An 18,027-nucleotide genomic window follows, 5' to 3' on the forward strand; every position below is an offset into this window, starting at 1 on the left:
CAGTAGAACAAATTGAAATGAAAAACCGGCATATGTCATTTTGGGATATGTTTGCGACATGGGTTGGAGCTAATGCGAATAACGGAACGTGGTATATTGGTGGTGTGATTGCAGCTTGTGGATTAATTTTAGCAACTAAAGTGTTAGTTACATCTTCAGTTTTTTCGTATTTACTCTTATCTTTAGTTGGTTTTATGGGTTATGCGACTGGAATTAGTACGATGGCATTAACCCGAAGCTCATTTGGAGTGCGTGGAAGTTATATTCCCTCATTGATTAATATGATTCAATTTATTGGCTGGACTGCTGTAAATACATTTATTGCTGCAACTTCATTAAGCATTATTTTCCATGATTTATTTGGTTGGAAAATTTATGATGCAACTAATAATACTGGCTGGTTAGGTGTAGTTGTAGGAATTTTAGTAATGAGTATTTTGCACTTGATAAGCGTTTCAATGGGAGAACGTTCAGTGCAATTAATTGAAAGAGTTGGAATTATTTTTGTAATTGGTTTTGTAATTTGGGAGTCAATTGTCGTTTTCAAAACAGTTTCATTTGATCAATTAGTTAAGTGGGTAGTACCTAAAGCAGAAAGGCTAAGTGCAGGAAATGCAATGGATATTTTAGCAGCTTTTAACTTAGCGTGGGTAACTGCGGGGGCTGATTTTACTCGCTTTACTTCCAAGAAAAAAACGGCTACGCATGCACCGTTTTGGGGAGCATTGATTGGAGTTCTTTGGTTTGCTTTGATTGGGGTAGTTTCAACAATTAGTATTGCAATTACTTCAGGAAGTTTTGACCCTAATAATTCTGATCCAAGTACGATTGCCAATAAGTTAGGTTTAGGGGTAATTGCAATGATTGTGATTGTTTTAACAAGTACAACAGCAAATGCAGCTAATTTGATGGCAGCTGCTTCAGCAGTTAATAATATTTTTCATAAAGTTAAATTAAAACCAGCTCTTTGGATAGTAACGATTTTAGCAACGATTGTAACCTTTATTCCATTGCTTGTAGGAAGTTTCTTAGATACTTTTGAAGCATTTTTAAATTATATCGGAATGATTTTAGGACCAATGATTAGTATTATGATAACGGACTTTTACTTACTACATCATCGCAAATATGATGTGCCTCAACTGACTGTTTCACGTGGAAAATACTGGTATCAAGGTGGTTTTAATATCACTGCATTTATAATTTGGATCATGGCAATTATTGTTTACAATTTATTATCTAAAGTTGAATTTATTGCAAATTATACGGGTGCCACCTTTATTGTAATGCTGCTTACGGCAATTGTTTACTATGGTGTTCAAAAGATGATTTTAAAGGAGAAATAAAATGTTACTAAAAGAAGTTAAATTACCTAATCAAGATCAATTAACTGACATTCGCATTCAAGATGGTAAATTTCTTGAAATTAAATCAAACTTAATTCCTTATGAAAATGAAAAAGTGATTGCTGGAAATGGAAACTTAGTGTTACCACCATATATTGATTCACATGTCCATTTAGATGCGACTCAAACAGCGGGACAACCTCAATGGAATGAAAGTGGAACTTTGTTTGAAGGAATTAATATTTGGGCAGAACGTAAAAAAGATTTATCAATTGCAGATGTTAAATCACGTGCCAAGATTGCATTAAGAAAACAAGTTTCAAACGGAATTCAGTTTGTACGCAGTCACGTTGATGTAACTGATCCTAATTTAACTGCTTTAAAGGCATTGTTAGAAGTTAAAGAAGAAATGCAAGATGTTGTTGAACTTCAGTTAGTCGCATTTCCTCAAGAAGGTGTTTTGTCATTTCCACATGGTAAAGAATTAATGCAAGAAGCAGTTAAAATGGGAGTAGATGTAATTGGAGGAATTCCTCACTATGAGTTTACACGTGAATATGGGGTTGAATCATTAAAATTTATCGTTGATTTAGCTGAGAAAAATGATCTTTTGGTAGATGTTCATTGTGATGAAATTGACGATCCCCAAGCACGCGGCTTAGAAACATTGGCTACCTTAGCTTACGAAACGGGAATGGGAAGCCAAATTACAGCTAGTCACACAACTGCAATGGGATCATATAATGATGCTTATTGCTTTAAGTTATTTAAACTGTTAAAAATGGCTCATTTGAATTTTGTAGCTAATCCGTTGGTTAACACTCATTTAGGTGGTAGATTTGATACTTATCCTAAGCGCAGAGGAATGACTCGTGTTAAAGAATTACGCGATGCAGGCATTAACGTTTCATTTGGTGAAGATGATTTGAAAGATCCATGGTATCCGATGGGAAATGGTAACATGCTAGATTCAGTTTACATGGGACTAGTTGTAGGACATATAATGGGATATCAAGACATTGTAAATTCATATCAATTTGTAACAACCAATGCAGCTAAAACCCTCAATGTAACCGATCATTATGGAATTGAAGAAGGAAAGGTTGCAAACTGCATTATTTTAAATGGAAATAATTTCTATGATGTTTTAAATGAACATCGCGAAGTTTTATATTCTATTCGGAATGGGAAAGTCATTGTAGAAACAGTTCCTAAAAAAATAACTCTTAATTTTTAAAATTTACTTGTCTTAGAGTATACTCTAGGTTGTATGGTTAAGGTAAATAACTGAGTGGAAGCGATTAAGTGCAATTCAATGCTAAAAAGATACTGGGATGCATTTACGTGATATTAAACATTATGTTGACTTATGTGCAGAAGGGATGCAAATAGTTCCTGAACGGTTAGAGCTAATGCAGCAACAATGCCTTGAAGTCGAAAAGCAAATTGAAGATCTTCAAGAAAGTCTCGCCCTAATTGATGAAAAGGGTCATTATTACAATGAAGCAATGGCACATAATACAACTGCAATTTATAGTAAAGAATGGCAAAAATGGATTGAACGAATGTTAGATCAGCTGAAAGAAGATGCATAATATGGATAACTCTTAATCAATTGAATCTTTATTTGGAAAAGAAGAATTAATAGAAAATAATCCAATTCTGTAGATGCTTTTTTGTTTGCGCTAACTTCTAAAAGATAATATGGTAAAGTTCAGTACACACTTCCATTATTTGATAAATTCATTGAATGTACTCAAGATTCAAATTCAGAATTTTACTGGGAAATTTAAAAGCAAAAAGTGACACAATTCAAAATCAAATGAATTGTGCCACTTTTTTTAAATAAAATGATGTTTCTTCATATAAATAAACAGCCAAATCATAAAGGCAATGTTTAAAACAATGATAATTAACCATGCCCAGTGATTATTCATCAATGGAAGATTGACATTCATCCCAAAAAATCCAGTGATAATGGTTGGAATTGTAAGTAATAATGACCAAACCGTTAAGAATTTCATGGTATCGTTCAAGTTATTATTCAAAATATTATTTGATGTTTTTGAAAGCATTCCGGTAACTTCATTTGAAATTTTTACCATCTGAGATGATTGGTTAGATTCAATTAAAATATCATCGAGTCTTTCCATTGCAGCTGGAGTAAATTTCTTTGCTAAAGGAGTTTTATCTAATTCTTGAAGCATCATTAAATTAGTACTGATACTTGTAGAAAGATATACTAAACTTTTTTCAATTTGAGCAAGCTCACGTAAATCACGATTGGCAATTTCACTATTTAATGCACGATCTAGCTGATTTCTTTCAGTATTAATTTGCGTTAGTGCCCGTTGAAAATATTGCGTTGAATGAAATAAAAACAACATAACAAACTCAGTAATATCTTTTACATTTTTTAACCGGTTATGCATATCAGAATTTTCAAACTGATCAAAAACATAATTAGTTTTATTAGTATGAAAAGAAAATACGGTTGATTCATGAATCAAAAAAACAATCGGACGCGTAGTGAAATGATTGATCTCGACATTAGGCCATAACGGAACATCATAAACTAGCAAGTGACTGTCGGTATGCTCATCATAATCATAGTGCGGACGTTCATTTAAGTCGGAAATATATGATGTGATTTCAGGCGTTAAGTTAAATGATTTTTTTAACTCACGAATATCAGCCTCATCAATATCAACCACATCAAGCCATCTAAAGTCTGTTTGTGTTAATTCTGGTAAGTCTTCGTGTCGAATCAATGTCTTCACCTCTGCTTCGTTGTTAAATATCTTTACTATTGTATCAAAAAAACGAAACAGAATGAAGAAGCATTATTTTTCCTTACTAATTTTTCCATCAATGATGTTATAAATCGAGTCGGCATGTTTTTTTAAACGCAAATCATGTGTTACAACAATGACAGCTTTATTTTGTGTATGAGCTAAGTTTTCAAGTAAACTACCAACTTCATCAACGTGAGCAGAGTCAAGTGCTGCAGTTGGTTCATCAGCTAAGATGATTTCAGGTTTAGGATATAAAGCGCGTGCAATGGCAACACGTTGACTTTGGCCACCTGATAATTGATCAGGATATTTATTAATTAAATTCGCAACTCCTAATTTTTTAAGTAACTCATCAAGCTCTTCTTTTGACATGTTGCCATTCTTTTTAACTTTATCAACTAGTTCAAATTGTTCTTTAACAGTTAAATAAGGAACTAAATTATAAGCTTGTAAGACAAACCCTAATTGATTCAAACGCAATTTTTCACGTTCTTTATTGCTTAATTGATGCACGTCTTTATCATTAATTGAAACTGTGCCACTTGTAGGACTTTGTAAACTACCAGCAATAGTCAAAAATGTACTTTTCCCTGATCCAGAAGGGCCTAAAATTAAAACTAATTTACCTTTATTTGCTTCAAAATTAACATCTGTAAGTGCATTGACTTTAGCAGTTCCTGAACCAAAAACTTTACTTACATTTTTTAATGAAAGTGTTGTCATATAAAAACTCCTCTCTATCCGATGACTTGAATAGGATCGATCTTCAAGATAGTCCAAATTGGTAAAATTGATCCTAGGATTGAAGTTACCGTTAATCCTAATCCAACTGCAGTTAACATTGGAATGTTAAATGTCATTGGGACACTTGCTGGAATAAAGATACTAGTTAACCATGTAAGAAGTGCACTAATTAAAATACCGCTAATTACTAAAATTAATGATTGTGAAATTGTATTTAAAGCCAATGTTTTAGCTGGAATTCCTTGTGCACGTAAAACAGCATAATTTGGTAATTTTTGGTTAGTAATAATATAAAGGAAGATTGCAATTACAATTAATGAAATTATCATTAAAAAGCCAATCATAAATTCAAATGTAGTATTTTGAGCAGTATATCCAGGCAAGTTTTCAATAAAATCACTAGTTGAATATGCTTTTAACTCTGAATTTTTGACTTTATAGTGATGATTTTTCGTAACTAATGCACTCCCAATAAAGTTAGGATTTAAATTACTAATCTCATTCCATCCAGATAAGTTTCCGTAAACAATTGGTGAGATATTGATTTTAGCATTATTAGTAAAACCAACGATTTCATATTTTTGTAAAATTGAATTTAACTGAATTTTTTGACCAAGGTGATAGCCATCATTTTTAAAGGATGAATCAACAACAACTTGATGGTCATTTTTGGGCATATGTCCTTTAGTTAACTTCATGTTTTTGTAGATAAATTGACTTGGTTTAATTCCAATATAAGTAGCGGTCACATTTTCGCTTCCTTTATGTTTAACTACGACATTAGCTTGACCAATTAAAGCATCATTTTTGCCTTGCTTTAAATCATTGGCCTGTTGTTTAGTAATAAAAGATTGCCGCATACTAACATTAGAATCTTTATTTAAAATGATTTGATTAACATTCCAAGTATCAATTGCCGCAGTATTTTGACTTGAAAGTCCTTGAGCTAAACTAGTTAAAATAAAAATTAAGTAACTAATTAAAACAACCATGGAAATTACAAGTCCATATCTAAGTTTTTCGTGTTTAATTTCTTTAAGTGCTAAAAACATAATTATCCCTTCTTAATTAGATTAAGTGCTTCTGCGAAACGCTTTAAGTATAATTCCTGGTTTTTCTCATCAAGGAAAATCAACCGCAAAGTTTCATGACTAAGCGTAAAGATCATCCAAGTTTTAGCCGTCATACTAGAAGTTGAGGTTTGAATTGGTGACGGAACTAAAGTTTCATTTGTTTTGAAATGCATTTTAAATAGTTCAAAATAGTGACTTCGGTGCGTTTTAGAGACAAATTGTTGCATTTTTTCAATTAAAAATTGTGGGTCATGATAATTTGCAGTAGATAAATCATCATGAACTGCATCTAATGCAATTTGAAAAAGATATTGATAAGCATCATTTAAATCTTCAAAGTATTTGTAAAATGCTCCGCGTGCAATGTGTGCTTCATTAACAATACGAGCAACTTGGGCATTACTTAAAGGATAGCGTGAAAATTCGTTAAGTAAGGCAGTTTGGATTCGTTCTTGTTTATCAGCACTTAAATTTATAAAAGTTTGTGTTGGCATTATGTTCCTCCTTTCTGTGACACCGTGTCACTTTTATTATGATTTTATGATTAAAGTGACACGGTGTCAACAAAATTGACCTGTTTTTTACACTGATTAAATGATATGATGGACATATAAAAGTACAATATAAAGGATAGAAAATGAAAAAAGAAACGAAGCGAAAAATTTTACTATATAGTTTAGTAACCATCGGAATTATTTTTGCAGCGGGCATTCTTTGTTTGATTATTCGAGATTATTTACCACAAATCAAGCAACTTTTTAATCCTCGAGCTGATCGAATGTATTTAAAACAAGCATTTAGACATCATGGATTAAAAGATGCGTGTTTATTGATTATTTTGACAGCTGTTTTAACAGCAATTCCAGGAGCACCGGTGGCAGTTGTATGTATTTTTAATGGGGTATTATATGGTCCTTGGGCTGGAATTTTAATGAATTTATGTGGGTATATCGTTGGTAATTTAACTGTAGTTTACTTATTAGCTCATTTTAATTTCATTAAGAAGTCACGTAACTTTAAAAAGCAAATGGAATCTTTTAAACGCTTTAAAAATCCAGCATTAGCAATCATTTTAGGATATGCAATTCCATTTATTCCATCAAGTTTTACTAGTTATATGGCAGTAAAACTAAAAATGAATACAGGAAAATTAATTGGATGTATTGCAATTGGAACCTTACCAACATCACTTTTATATGCATTTGGTGGGGATGCAGTTTTCAAGGGAAATACTTTAAGAGTGATTATCACAATTGTATTAATCATCTTGATTTTTGTAGGATTGATCAAAATTTATCACAAATTTGCTCAAAAGAAGCATTCAAAAGAAGCTGAAATGTAACAACCAAATTACAAACTAACCAAAATGAACGTGAAAAAAAGTCTAATTACATTTTTTTCACGTTTTTTTTTGATTATTTAAAAAAATTTCCAGTAAAAAGATGCCTATTTTTGGGGGAAAGTGTGAAATTTTGTCATAATTAAGGCAATTGAGCTTATTTAGAGCATCATAGGGCTAATTAAATGTATATAAAATTTATTTTCTAAAGTTTATTACCAAAAATTACAAACAAAAAATAATTATTACAAAAACAGCGCAAATAGTAATTATCTTGCTATTTGTTTGTTACAAAAATTCCTTATACTGTATACTGTTGTTTCGATTAGGAAACAAGTTGTTAGTAAGAATAGATAAGAATTAATTTTATAGGAGTGAATTTTATTTATGAGAATCAAAAAGTTTTTATTGACAGTTGCAACAGCGTTAGGTGTTACTACAGTTGGTGCTGCAGCAGTAAACGCCGATACAGTGACAGTAAAAAGTGGAGATACTCTATCAAAAATCGCAAATGATTACAATACAACAGTTTCAGCAATCCAAAATTTAAATAGCATTGCTAACCCAAACATGATTTATGTGGGTGAACAATTGAAAGTAAATGAAGAAAATAATGGTGCACAACAAGTTGCTACAACTGTAAATACAGCAAATACTCAAGCTGCACAAACAACTCAACAAGCACAACCTGCTACGCAAGCAGTGCAAGCATCAAATAATACAAGTGCTTCAACAACACAAAATGCTCAACCAGCAACAACTTCAACAAACACTGCTTCAACAACTAACTACACAAGCAATGTTTCAGGGAGTGAAGCTGCTGCTAAAGCATGGATTGCCCAACGTGAATCAGGTAACAACTACAACGCTCGTAATGGTCAATATGTTGGTAAGTATCAATTAAGTGCATCATACTTAAATGGTGACTATTCAGAAGCAAACCAAGAAAAAGTTGCTGATAATTATGTTCAACAACGTTATGGTTCATGGGCAAATGCTCAAGCTCACTGGGAAGCAAATGGTTGGTACTAAAATAAACTAAATTCCCATATCTTAATTTAATATATCCAAAATTAGATCCTTCTTAAACCCAAAGACCGCAATTATTTGTGGTCTTTTTTTAGTGCTTTTTTCACACCTTGTAGTAAAAAAAGATGGAATTCATTGGCGATGTAAGATACTATTAAAAGGTAGAGGGAATTAGGTGGTGTCGACAAATGAAACTTTCAATTATATTAGTAATTTTATTATTGATCTTAGTTGGGTTTTTAATGATTTACAATTCGTTTGGAATGCGCGATCGTGACGCCATTGTATCCAGAATTATTATTACAATTCTAGGAATCTTCAGTATCGGCGCTGGAATTTATTTGTTTATCGAATATTTGATAACAGGCTAGCGTGAATTAAATAGAATGGAGAATGATTATGTCAAATGAACCAAGTCCAGTAAAAGCATACATTGCATGTAGCTGGTTTACCCCAGAACAACGTGAACAGTTAGAAGCAGGATTAGAGGCAATTGAACAAAATCCAACTGTTTCACGTCAATTTTCACATTTCCCATTGGATCATCAATATAAGGGATTAGATGTGAATGAACATCCTGAATTAACGTATGATGTTGAATGGCAAAATCGGACTTATGTTTCTGATGTTGAAGGAATGATGGGTGCAGATATTGGAATTATGTTATATAATCCTGCTCAAATTGATGATGGTGTTGCTTATGAAATGGGCTATTTACGTGCTTTAGGCAAACAAGCTGTAATGGTCATTCCAGATGATGCCAATGAACCATTGAATTTAATGGTGGCAATTGGTGTTACGCGAATTATTCGAATGCAAGACTTGGCATCATTTGATTTCCGCCATGTAACAAGCGGAACTTATGAAGGTGAAGTATACTAAAAGTTTAAATAAGTAATTTTTTGACATTTTAGGTATACTGATAGAGTAAAAGAGGTGTTAGAAATGGCAGAAAAAGAATTTACTTTAGATGAACTTAAAAAATATGATGGTAAAAATGGGCATAAGGCCTACGTTGCTGTTGAAGGAAAAGTATATGATGTAACTGATGTAAAGGCTTGGGCTGGTGGCGAACACCATGGAAATGTAGCTGGAACTGACGTAACTGATGCATTATTAAATAAATCACCACATGGTTCCAAAGTTTTAGATAAGTTAACTCAAGTTGGCAAATTAGTTAAATAAGATATAAAAAGATTGTGATTGATTATATCGCAATCTTTTTTTGAAATTACATAAAAAACTTGTTCATCATTGATGAATATTTTAATGATTTCAAGTGAAGATGCGGATACTTATTACATGACAAAAGTAGTTTTTGATAAAGCTACAGGAGCAAATGATAAGGAGTTGTTCAACTCACATTGAAACATATTGAAAAGAATCATATGTTACTCAAGAAAGCGAAAAATTGATAACATTTTTCAACAATAAACTTTAATATTGACAGACATGCTCAAAATAAAGAAGTTGTGACAAAACACTAGAAACGGGTATGCTGTAAGGAAAAATCCGAACGAATCACGCAGTAAAGATTCGGAGATTTTTGAACTTATAGGCATGCCCGTTTGTTTTGGAGCACGATTATGCGGATATAGAAAAAGAGGCTGGACTTACGTCACAGCCTCTTTTTAAGAATAAAAAAGGAATTGCAACTTGCAATTCCTTTAACTTATTATTTTTTATCTTAGTACCAGCCGTTTGCCAACCAGAATGCTTGAGCATTTGACCATGAACCATAACGTTGTTGAACGTAAGCGTCAGCAACACGTTCTTGGTTAGCTGGTGAGTAGTCACCGTTTAAATATGAAGCACTTAATTGGTATTTACCAACATATTGACCATTACGAGCGTTGTAGTTGTTGCTTGATTCGCGTTGTGCGATCCATGCTTTAGCTTCTGCATCGCTACCTGAAACGTTGCTTGTGTAGTTGCTTGAAGAAGCTGTTTGTGTGTTTGAAGCACTTTGTGATTGTGTGTTTTGTGTTGAAGCTTCTTGTGTTTGTGTATTTTGTGTTGAAGCTTCTTGTGTTTGTGTATTTTGTGTTGAAGCTTCTTGTGTTTGTGTATTTTGTGTAGCTGTTGTAGCAGCTGGTGTAGTTGTTTGTGAAGTTGTAGCAGCTTGAGCTTCGTTGTTTTCGTTAACTTTTAATTGTTCACCAACAAAAATCAAGTCTGGGTTGTCAAGGTTGTTAAGTTGTTGGATTGTGTTTACTGTTGTATTGTACTTTTGAGCAATTTCAGAAACAGTGTCACCTGACTTAACTGTGATTGTATCAGCATTTGCAACTGCAGTAGCACCTGCAACTGTACCTGTTAATGCGGCAGCTGAAACTAAAACCTTTTTCATCTTCATAAATAAGTTCACTCCTAAATAATTTCTCTTGTGTATTTTTACTATCTACTTTACATTCAAAACCGATGTCCTATCGATTTAACAGTTATATAGTATATAGCCAAAATATAACAACGCTGTAGCACTATTGTTACTAATTGTTACAAAATAGTGGATGTTTGTAATAAAATAGCAAAAATGATTGGTATATCAACTTTTTATTTTTTTATAAAAAAGTGCATTTTTTTTGAAAAAAGTGCAAAATCGTGCGAATTAATTTTGAATTTCGCAGTTTTTTATCGCCGAATGTGACAAAAAACTGTTATAATTTACAAAAATGACAACAGAAAATTACGGGAGGAAATTGCGATGTCAAAAATTTTATTATTGAATGCGGGAAGTTCATCAGTTAAATGGAAAGTTTTTACTTTAGCGGATGAAAAAGTTATTGCAGAAGGCGAAGTAGAGCGGATTAACACACCTAAAGCAATGATTACAATTAAATATAATGGAGAAAAATTACAGTCAAATGAACCTGATTTAGGTTATGAATCAGCTGTAAGATTGATCTTGAAAAAGATCCAAGAATTAAAAATTGCTTCATTGAATGAAATCTCAACTGTTGGTCATCGAGTAGTTGCGGGGGGGCGAAAATTTACAAAGGCAACAAAGATTACTCCTGAAGTATTAGCTGAAATTAAAGCATTAAAAGACTTTGCTCCATTACATAATCCAAATGAAGCGCGTTATATTGAATTGATGCAAAAGATTTTACCAAATGTTGCGCAGTATGTAGTTTTTGATAGTGTCTTCTTTACAGATATGCCAGAAATGAACGCAATCTATAGTTTGCCATATGAACTTACAGAAAAATATGGCCTTCGCCGTTATGGTGAACATGGAATTAGTCATGGATACTTAAGTCAACGTGCTGCTGAGATTTTAGATCGTCCATTAGATGAATTAAAATTAATTACGCTTCATTTAGGAAGTGGTGCTTCAGTAGCTGCAATTAAGGAAGGAAAAGCTTTTGACAGTTCAATGGGATTCACTCCGCTTCCAGGAGTAACAATGGGAACTCGCAGTGGGGATGTTGATCCTGCGATTATTCCGTTTTTAATGGAAAAAGAACGAAAAACAGTTGAAGATGTAATGAACCTATTAAATGATAAATCAGGAATTTTAGGGATTTCAGGTTTTAGTTCAGATATGCGAGACATTGAAGCGAAGTGGGTTCAAAATGATGAACGTGCAAGCTTAGCACGCGAAATTTTTATTAATCGGGTTGTTAAGTATGTTGGCGGATACTTTACAGAACTTAATGGAATTGATGCAATTGTAGTTGCAGGCGGAATTGGCGAACACCAAATTGATTTACGTTATGATTTGTTGCACAAACTTGAATGCTTAGGAATTGAAGTTGATGAACAAAAGAATCAAATTAATAAAGAAGGTATTATTTCACCAAATGGTTCTAAGATTAAGACATTGATGATTCCTACTAATGAAGAATTAGCAATGGTACGTCAAATTAAAAGTGTGCTGTAATAAAGTTAAGGAAAACAGTTAAATAATTCATCAAAAAGGTTGCAACTTTATGTTGAAACCTTTTTTCGTGATAAAATAAGAACAAATGTTTGAAGGGAATCAGGATAAAATTTTTACAAGTTAAAGGAGGATCAGGATGAAATTTTTACATACTGCCGATTGGCATATTGGAAAAAAATTGCACGATTTTTCATTGATAGCAGAACAAAAAGATGCTTTTGAACAGTTAGAAACCATTGCGGTACAAGAAAAGGTTGATGCGATTGTAATTGCAGGGGATTTATATGATCGAACTGTTCCAAGTGAAGAAGCAGTTAAATTACTTGGTCAAATGACAACCAATTTAAATTTGAAACATCATTTGCCAATTTATGCAATCAATGGAAATCATGATTCTGCAGTACGGTTAAATATTGGTGCAAAGTGGTTTAAATATAATAACTTCATTATTAATACGCAATTAAAAGATGCTTTTGAGCCAATTGAAAATAAAGATACTCAATTTTTCTTGTTGCCATACTTTGAATTAGCACTTGCACGTGATTACTTTAAAGATCCATCCATTCATACAATGACGGACGCATTAAAATTGATTGTCAAGCAGATGATGGTTAATTTTGATGCAAATAAACAGCATGTGTTAGTGGCTCATTTTTTTGCGGCTGGAAGTACACATCGGGATTCAGAAACGCAAGTAGAAGTTGGTGGTTTAGATCCAGTTCCGCTCGATTTACTTGCACCATTTGATTATGTGGCATTAGGACACTTGCATAATAAAAATGCAATTCACCATGAACATATTAAATATAGTGGTTCACTAACAAAATTTTCTGTAAGTGAAGCCCATGATGAAAAAGGTTTTTGGATTGTAGATACTGATAAACCAAGTGATCAAATGGCCCAATGGTATCCAGTTACTCCTAAAAATGACATTGTAATTTTAGAAGATTGCTTTGAAAATTTAATTGATCCGCAAAATTATCATCAAGTTAGTGATGATGATTTTGTAGCAGTTGAATTAACGGATCAAGAAATTATACCTAATGTAATGAATCGCTTGCGAGAGTATTATCCTAAAATTATTAGCTTTAAGCGTAAAAATGGACGGCAAAAAACTCAACAAGAACATCAAGTTCAAATTCGCAAATTAGCACCACTTGATTTAATGAAAAAATTTTTCCATGACGCAACGGGGAATTCTTTATCAGATGAACAATTAGAATTCGCCCAAAAAACGTTAACTGAAATTGAAAAGAACGGAGAATTATGATGAGACCATTAAAATTAACGCTTCAAAATTTTGGACCTTATAAAAATCAAACAGTCGATTTCGAACAGTTTAACAATGTTCCTTTGTTTTTAATTAGTGGGAAAACCGGAAGTGGCAAGACTACGATTTTTGATGGTTTGTGCTTTGCACTTTTTGGTGAAACTTCTGGCCATGAACGTAGTGCTAGTCAAATGCGCTCCTTGTTCGCGGTGGGAAGTGATAAAACGAGTGTTACGTTGGAATTTGTACATCAAGGTAAAAAATATAAAATTAAGCGTGAACCAGCTTACACATATACTAATAAAAAAGGTGGTCAATCTACTCACCAAGCTAAAAATCAACTTGAGTATCATGATATAGATGGGAGCTTACAAGTTTTAAGTCGTAAAAAAGACATTGATAACTTTATTGAAGAATTACTTCATTTAAATGCACAACAATTTACTCAAATTGTGCTATTACCACAACAGCAATTTCGTAAATTTTTATCTGCTGATAGTGCTGAAAAAGAAAAAGTTTTACGACAAGTTTTTGGAACTGAAATTTTTGAAAAATGGACAGAAAAAATTAAAACAAGTACACGGAATTTACAAGCGGAAAATCAAGAAATTAAGTCCAATTTAGCAACATTGATGCAAACTTTTACTTTTGATGAAGTCCAGCCTGAATTTAAATCTCCCGCTGATTGGATTGAAAGTGCTACTCAAGTAATCGCTAAAGTTCAAAATGAATTTAATGAAACGATGCAAAAATTAAATGTTCAAACTCAAACAGCTGAATATTTGCAAAAAAAGCGTGAAAGTGAAAAGCATTTAACCGAAGCATTAGACCAACTGGAGAAACTTAAAATTCAAAATGAAGTTTTGAATGCTCAAAAGACTCAAATGGATCAGCAAAGAATGCAAATTGAAAAGTTAGAATGGGCTCAAAGACATGTCGTTTTAGCTGATAATGTTGAGCAAAACACCCAACAATTAACTGTTCAAAACAAACAGTTAATGCAAAACAAAGCAAGTTTGCAAACTTTACAAAAAACAAAGGATGAAAACCAGAAAAAGGTAACCGAGCTTGAAAATCAGTCCGAAGAAATTGAAACTTTGACGCAAAAATTACAAAACTATCAAGCTAAACTTCCTTTGTATGTTCAAGTTGCACATTTACAACAAAAATTACAAACAGAAATAAAGGCAAATCAAGCTAGAAACTCAAAAATTCAAACTCAAAAATCAACATTACAGGATAAGGAAAAAAGATTAGTACAAATTAAGCAACAAGTTGAACAAATCGTTATTCCAAATGATGATCACCTTGTGCAACAAAGTGATTCGATTCAAAAAATGCAAACGCAAGTGAATGAATTAATAGAAAAACAGCAACAATTAATGAAATTTGCTAAGCAACAAACTGAGCAGCAAAAAATTGTAGCTCAACAAACTGAAAAATTTAAAGAAATCGAACAAATTTTTACACTCAATCAATTAGAGTACTATGCAAGTAAACTAGAAGATGGAAAACCATGTCCATTGTGTGGTTCAACGGTGCATCCCAAAGTAATTGAAAAAAGCACACGTGTGGTAACTGAAGAGCAAGTCCAAGCAGCACAAGCTCAGCAAATCAAAGTTCAACAACAATTGGCTAAAATCAATGAACGTCAAAAAATGATTCAGCAACAATTCAGTGAAATTCACGCAAAACTAGTTGAGGAAGGATCTAAATTTAATTTGGTGGATTTAACTGTTGATTTGAATGAGTTAAGCCAGCAACTTCAGACTCTTTACAATAAATTGAAAAAAGAGCATGACGAAATTAAAGCTAATCAGCAAAGAAAAGAAGCCTTAAGTGCAGAAAAGGAAACGATTTATGGCCAACTTGAAAAAGATCGTTCTGAATTTGAACATTTGCAACAAGACTTTCAACAGCAAAAACAAGCAGAAGTTCAAATTCAAGCTAAGTTGAAAACTTTGAAAGAACAACTTCCAGCTGAGTTTAAAGATCAAACTGATTTAGAAAAAGAAATTAAACGATTACAAAAACAAGTAAGTGAATACAAAGATAAACTGACAAAGTATCAACGTGACTTACAAAAAAACAAAGAACAAATTTCAGCGCAGGTTGCTCAACAAAAACAACTCGAAGAGGAAATCGAAACATTAAAGACAACAGTTGATGACCAAACGCACCGGTTTAAGACTATTTTAGATGAGAACGAAACTACTCAAAGTGAGTTTATGCAGCTCGTTTCTCAAATTGATACGTTAAAAAATTTACGTTTCCAAGTAGAAAATTATGAAAAAAAAGTGCATACAAATCAAACGCAACTTGAACAGTTACAAGTGAAGGTTGCAAATCAAGTTAAACCGAACTTAAAGCAAACTGAAGAAGAACTTGCGAAGGCACAACAAAAACTGAATATTTTGCAAACTAATAAGGGAATTTTACAAAATAAATTGGAAAATAATCGGCAAATTATTCAAAACGTACAAGAATTGTGGCAAAGACAACAGGATAAACAACGCAAAGTTGACAGTTTACTTGAATTGGCCCAAATCATTAGTGGTGGTACAAGTACAAACAAGCTTGGCTTGGAACGGTATGTTTTACGAGAATACTTTAAAGAGGTGCTGATGGTTGCAACTCAAATTTTAGAAAAATTAACAGATGGACGGTATTCATTTGAATTGCAACAAACGGCAGAACGCAATGTTGCCAGTCAAACTGGTTTAGGAATTGACATTTATGATGATGAAGCTGGTGAAACGCGCAGTGTTCGGACCTTATCAGGAGGAGAAAGTTTTATTGCAGCGCTTGCCTTGGCTTTGGCACTTGGTGAAGTGATTCAACAACAAAACGGTGGAGCACAAATTGAAACTCTCTTTATTGATGAAGGATTTGGTTCTTTAGATCAAGATGCACTTGAAACTGCGCTTGAAACTTTGAGAACAATTGAAAGTAAGAATCGAATGATTGGAATTATTAGTCACGTTCAAGAATTACACGTGCAAATTCCGGATCAAATTAATGTGATTTCCCATGATGGAATTAGTACTTTAAAATACCGTCACTAGTTGAATTTTGGTAAAAATGAGCATACAATTGCTGCATTAACTTAATTTATGAGGAATTAACATGAAATATCAAACGCACTTAACCTTAACGATGGCAGTTGGACTTCCCTTAATGGCAGCGACAAATGAAGTAAGTGCATTAAATGTGTGTGTGTTAGGGATCGGGAGCTTACTTCCAGATATTGATCATCCAAGTTCCTTTTTAGGGAAAAGAAATAAAATTGCAAGTGGAATTACGAATAAAACATTAGGTCATCGAGGTGGAACGCATTCTTTAATAGGAGTGATAATTGCCTTTGTGATTTGTACTTTTATTCAATTTCACTATTTTGCCAGTCCAGGAGCAAATATGACCTTTTGGTTGCTCTTTGGTTTTTTAGCTCATTTGATTGAAGATTCGTTTTCAAAAGATGGAATTTACTGGCTATGGCCACGTAAAAAGCGGCGAAAACATCCGAAATTAATTTATTATACGACTGGAGGAATTGGTGAATACTTGATTTTAGGGTTTACACTATGTTTACTGTTAATCGAAATTCGTCTTTACTGGATTGGTCATTTAAATCAAGTAGTGCATGCCGATTGGATTTTAAGCATTCAAAATCAATTTGATAAAATTCAGCATTTACTTCCTTTAAAATAAAAAAGCTTTCATCAACTGATGAAAGCTTTTTTGGGTATTAGTTTATTTTTTGTCTTCCTTAAATACCCAGAAACGTTGTCCAAAGTAATTAATAATTGTAAATAAGACTGCACCAGACAATAATGAAACAATATTGAGCATTTGTTCTGATGCATCACTAAAAATTTTATTACTAATTGGTTGAGCAATTCCATAAGCAATTAAGTAACAAATTCCAATGTTGATGATGAATTTAACCATATCGTCTTTACTTTTAGTATTACTTTGGAAAGTAAAGTGTTTATTTAATAAGTAACTAACAATACTTCCAATAATAATGTTAGCTGCTGCTGATCCCCAATAACTAACAGTTTTGGGTGCATTGAGAGTTTTTAAAATGCGAAGCGTAAGGAACATTGCGCCGATTCCAACTAGTGTGTTGATAGCACCAACGATAACGAATTTAATCATTGTAGAATCGATGATTTTGCCTTTTTTATTTTTTGTCATTAACAATTCCTCTTTTATGTAAAAAATTAATTCATCAAATAAGTATAGGAAAATAATAAAAAAGAGTCAATTTTATGCAAAAAAGTTCTTGACGAATATCAAGATAATCGGTATAGTAATAAATGTTGTTGATACCACTTAATAAAAATTTAAATTTTAAAAAGGTGTTGACAAAGATGATGACTTTTTGATATTATATAAAAGTTGTCATTTGGCAAATGAATATATAAGTAGATCTTTGAAAACTGAATAACGTTTCGATAAACAAATGTGCAGGGCAATTCATGAAAATGAAATGCAAACATATTTGCGAAGTCAATTCGCTAGTAAATGAGTCACAAAACTTTTTAA

At 32.6% G+C, this 18,027-nt stretch carries 17 protein-coding genes; 11 read left to right on the forward strand and 6 right to left on the reverse strand.

The genetic code is table 11. The features are described from left to right. Nucleotides 1-17 precede the first annotated feature (17 nt). From ACWCL1_RS08475 to ACWCL1_RS08485, 3 genes are all read left to right on the forward strand, one after another. Nucleotides 18-1,346 (forward strand): cytosine permease, encoded by a 1,329-nt coding sequence (locus ACWCL1_RS08475; RefSeq protein WP_454546496.1) that lies wholly within the window; start codon nucleotides 18-20, stop codon nucleotides 1,344-1,346. 1 nt (nucleotide 1,347) lies between these two features. Continuing rightward, on the forward strand, nucleotides 1,348-2,583 hold the full coding sequence (codA, locus tag ACWCL1_RS08480) for a cytosine deaminase (RefSeq protein WP_454546478.1): 1,236 nt from the start codon (nucleotides 1,348-1,350) through the stop codon (nucleotides 2,581-2,583). 97 nt (nucleotides 2,584-2,680) lie between these two features. Then, nucleotides 2,681-2,941, forward strand: coding sequence for a hypothetical protein (locus ACWCL1_RS08485; protein WP_454546479.1), 261 nt, complete (start codon nucleotides 2,681-2,683; stop codon nucleotides 2,939-2,941). A 246-nt stretch (nucleotides 2,942-3,187) separates the two neighbouring features. Here ACWCL1_RS08485 and ACWCL1_RS08490 read toward each other — a convergent pair whose 3' ends face one another. The 4 genes from ACWCL1_RS08490 to ACWCL1_RS08505 form a co-directional block, all read right to left on the reverse strand. Further along, nucleotides 3,188-4,117 (reverse strand): magnesium transporter CorA family protein, encoded by a 930-nt coding sequence (locus tag ACWCL1_RS08490; RefSeq protein ID WP_454546480.1) that lies wholly within the window; start codon nucleotides 4,115-4,117, stop codon nucleotides 3,188-3,190. A 72-nt stretch (nucleotides 4,118-4,189) separates the two neighbouring features. Continuing rightward, complete coding sequence (locus tag ACWCL1_RS08495; protein WP_454546481.1) at nucleotides 4,190-4,864, reverse strand: ABC transporter ATP-binding protein; 675 nt, start codon at nucleotides 4,862-4,864, stop codon at nucleotides 4,190-4,192. A gap of 14 nt (nucleotides 4,865-4,878) precedes the next feature. Then, nucleotides 4,879-5,937 carry an ABC transporter permease gene (locus ACWCL1_RS08500; protein WP_454546482.1) on the reverse strand — a complete coding sequence of 353 codons (1,059 nt, stop codon included), beginning with the start codon at nucleotides 5,935-5,937 and terminating at the stop codon, nucleotides 4,879-4,881. 2 nt (nucleotides 5,938-5,939) lie between these two features. Next, the gene (locus ACWCL1_RS08505) at nucleotides 5,940-6,452 is read right to left on the reverse strand and encodes a TetR/AcrR family transcriptional regulator (protein WP_454546483.1); all 513 of its coding nucleotides are present in this window, start codon (nucleotides 6,450-6,452) and stop codon (nucleotides 5,940-5,942) included. A gap of 143 nt (nucleotides 6,453-6,595) precedes the next feature. On the opposite strand from ACWCL1_RS08505, the gene ACWCL1_RS08510 reads away from it, so the two are divergent. From ACWCL1_RS08510 to ACWCL1_RS08525, 4 genes are all read left to right on the forward strand, one after another. After that, nucleotides 6,596-7,300, forward strand: a complete 705-nt coding sequence (locus ACWCL1_RS08510) for a TVP38/TMEM64 family protein (protein WP_454546484.1) — start codon at nucleotides 6,596-6,598, stop codon at nucleotides 7,298-7,300. A 384-nt stretch (nucleotides 7,301-7,684) separates the two neighbouring features. Beyond that, a complete protein-coding gene (gene apf, locus ACWCL1_RS08515; RefSeq protein WP_454546485.1) occupies nucleotides 7,685-8,329 on the forward strand; it encodes an aggregation-promoting factor in 645 nt (214 codons plus the stop codon). Nucleotides 8,330-8,725: 396 nt separating this feature from the next. Then, nucleotides 8,726-9,208, forward strand: coding sequence for a nucleoside 2-deoxyribosyltransferase (locus ACWCL1_RS08520; protein WP_454546486.1), 483 nt, complete (start codon nucleotides 8,726-8,728; stop codon nucleotides 9,206-9,208). A gap of 63 nt (nucleotides 9,209-9,271) precedes the next feature. Beyond that, complete coding sequence (locus ACWCL1_RS08525; protein ID WP_454546487.1) at nucleotides 9,272-9,511, forward strand: cytochrome b5 domain-containing protein; 240 nt, start codon at nucleotides 9,272-9,274, stop codon at nucleotides 9,509-9,511. 502 nt (nucleotides 9,512-10,013) lie between these two features. Here ACWCL1_RS08525 and apf (ACWCL1_RS08530) read toward each other — a convergent pair. After that, on the reverse strand, nucleotides 10,014-10,682 hold the full coding sequence (apf, locus tag ACWCL1_RS08530) for an aggregation-promoting factor (RefSeq protein ID WP_454546488.1): 669 nt from the start codon (nucleotides 10,680-10,682) through the stop codon (nucleotides 10,014-10,016). A 348-nt stretch (nucleotides 10,683-11,030) separates the two neighbouring features. Between apf (ACWCL1_RS08530) and ACWCL1_RS08535 the strand changes: the two genes are divergently transcribed. The 4 genes from ACWCL1_RS08535 to ACWCL1_RS08550 all read left to right on the forward strand — a co-directional run bounded on the left by ACWCL1_RS08535 (nucleotide 11,031) and on the right by ACWCL1_RS08550 (nucleotide 17,187). Further along, entirely contained in the window at nucleotides 11,031-12,209 is a 1,179-nt protein-coding gene (locus tag ACWCL1_RS08535) for an acetate/propionate family kinase (protein ID WP_454546489.1), read from the forward strand. Between the two features lie 136 nt (nucleotides 12,210-12,345). Then, nucleotides 12,346-13,479: an exonuclease SbcCD subunit D gene (locus tag ACWCL1_RS08540; protein WP_454546490.1), complete on the forward strand. Its 1,134-nt coding sequence runs from the start codon at nucleotides 12,346-12,348 to the stop codon at nucleotides 13,477-13,479. Further along, the gene (locus ACWCL1_RS08545; protein WP_454546491.1) at nucleotides 13,476-16,544 is read left to right on the forward strand and encodes an SbcC/MukB-like Walker B domain-containing protein; all 3,069 of its coding nucleotides are present in this window, start codon (nucleotides 13,476-13,478) and stop codon (nucleotides 16,542-16,544) included. Before ACWCL1_RS08540 ends, ACWCL1_RS08545 begins: the two co-directional genes overlap by 4 nt. Before the next feature lie 61 nt (nucleotides 16,545-16,605). Next, a complete protein-coding gene (locus ACWCL1_RS08550; RefSeq protein WP_454546492.1) occupies nucleotides 16,606-17,187 on the forward strand; it encodes a metal-dependent hydrolase in 582 nt (193 codons plus the stop codon). 42 nt (nucleotides 17,188-17,229) lie between these two features. Here ACWCL1_RS08550 and ACWCL1_RS08555 read toward each other — a convergent pair whose 3' ends face one another. After that, complete coding sequence (locus tag ACWCL1_RS08555; protein WP_454546493.1) at nucleotides 17,230-17,676, reverse strand: GtrA family protein; 447 nt, start codon at nucleotides 17,674-17,676, stop codon at nucleotides 17,230-17,232. Nucleotides 17,677-18,027 lie beyond the last annotated feature (351 nt).

The organism is Ligilactobacillus sp. LYQ135, from assembly GCF_053711055.1.

What these genes read in the sequence shown, in the direction of transcription:
- apf (WP_454546488.1), bottom strand. Translation starts at nt 10,682, where the DNA reads ATGAAGATGAAAAAGGTTTTAGTTTCAGCTGCCGCATTAACAGGTACA.
- ACWCL1_RS08540 (WP_454546490.1), top strand. Translation starts at nt 12,346, where the DNA reads ATGAAATTTTTACATACTGCCGATTGGCATATTGGAAAAAAATTGCAC.
- ACWCL1_RS08485 (WP_454546479.1), top strand. Translation starts at nt 2,681, where the DNA reads ATGCATTTACGTGATATTAAACATTATGTTGACTTATGTGCAGAAGGG.
- ACWCL1_RS08520 (WP_454546486.1), top strand. Translation starts at nt 8,726, where the DNA reads ATGTCAAATGAACCAAGTCCAGTAAAAGCATACATTGCATGTAGCTGG.
- ACWCL1_RS08500 (WP_454546482.1), bottom strand. Translation starts at nt 5,937, where the DNA reads ATGTTTTTAGCACTTAAAGAAATTAAACACGAAAAACTTAGATATGGA.
- apf (WP_454546485.1), top strand. Translation starts at nt 7,685, where the DNA reads ATGAGAATCAAAAAGTTTTTATTGACAGTTGCAACAGCGTTAGGTGTT.
- codA (WP_454546478.1), top strand. Translation starts at nt 1,348, where the DNA reads ATGTTACTAAAAGAAGTTAAATTACCTAATCAAGATCAATTAACTGAC.
- ACWCL1_RS08475 (WP_454546496.1), top strand. Translation starts at nt 18, where the DNA reads ATGAAAAACCGGCATATGTCATTTTGGGATATGTTTGCGACATGGGTT.
- ACWCL1_RS08535 (WP_454546489.1), top strand. Translation starts at nt 11,031, where the DNA reads ATGTCAAAAATTTTATTATTGAATGCGGGAAGTTCATCAGTTAAATGG.
- ACWCL1_RS08550 (WP_454546492.1), top strand. Translation starts at nt 16,606, where the DNA reads ATGAAATATCAAACGCACTTAACCTTAACGATGGCAGTTGGACTTCCC.
- ACWCL1_RS08545 (WP_454546491.1), top strand. Translation starts at nt 13,476, where the DNA reads ATGATGAGACCATTAAAATTAACGCTTCAAAATTTTGGACCTTATAAA.
- ACWCL1_RS08510 (WP_454546484.1), top strand. Translation starts at nt 6,596, where the DNA reads ATGAAAAAAGAAACGAAGCGAAAAATTTTACTATATAGTTTAGTAACC.
- ACWCL1_RS08495 (WP_454546481.1), bottom strand. Translation starts at nt 4,864, where the DNA reads ATGACAACACTTTCATTAAAAAATGTAAGTAAAGTTTTTGGTTCAGGA.
- ACWCL1_RS08505 (WP_454546483.1), bottom strand. Translation starts at nt 6,452, where the DNA reads ATGCCAACACAAACTTTTATAAATTTAAGTGCTGATAAACAAGAACGA.
- ACWCL1_RS08555 (WP_454546493.1), bottom strand. Translation starts at nt 17,676, where the DNA reads ATGACAAAAAATAAAAAAGGCAAAATCATCGATTCTACAATGATTAAA.
- ACWCL1_RS08525 (WP_454546487.1), top strand. Translation starts at nt 9,272, where the DNA reads ATGGCAGAAAAAGAATTTACTTTAGATGAACTTAAAAAATATGATGGT.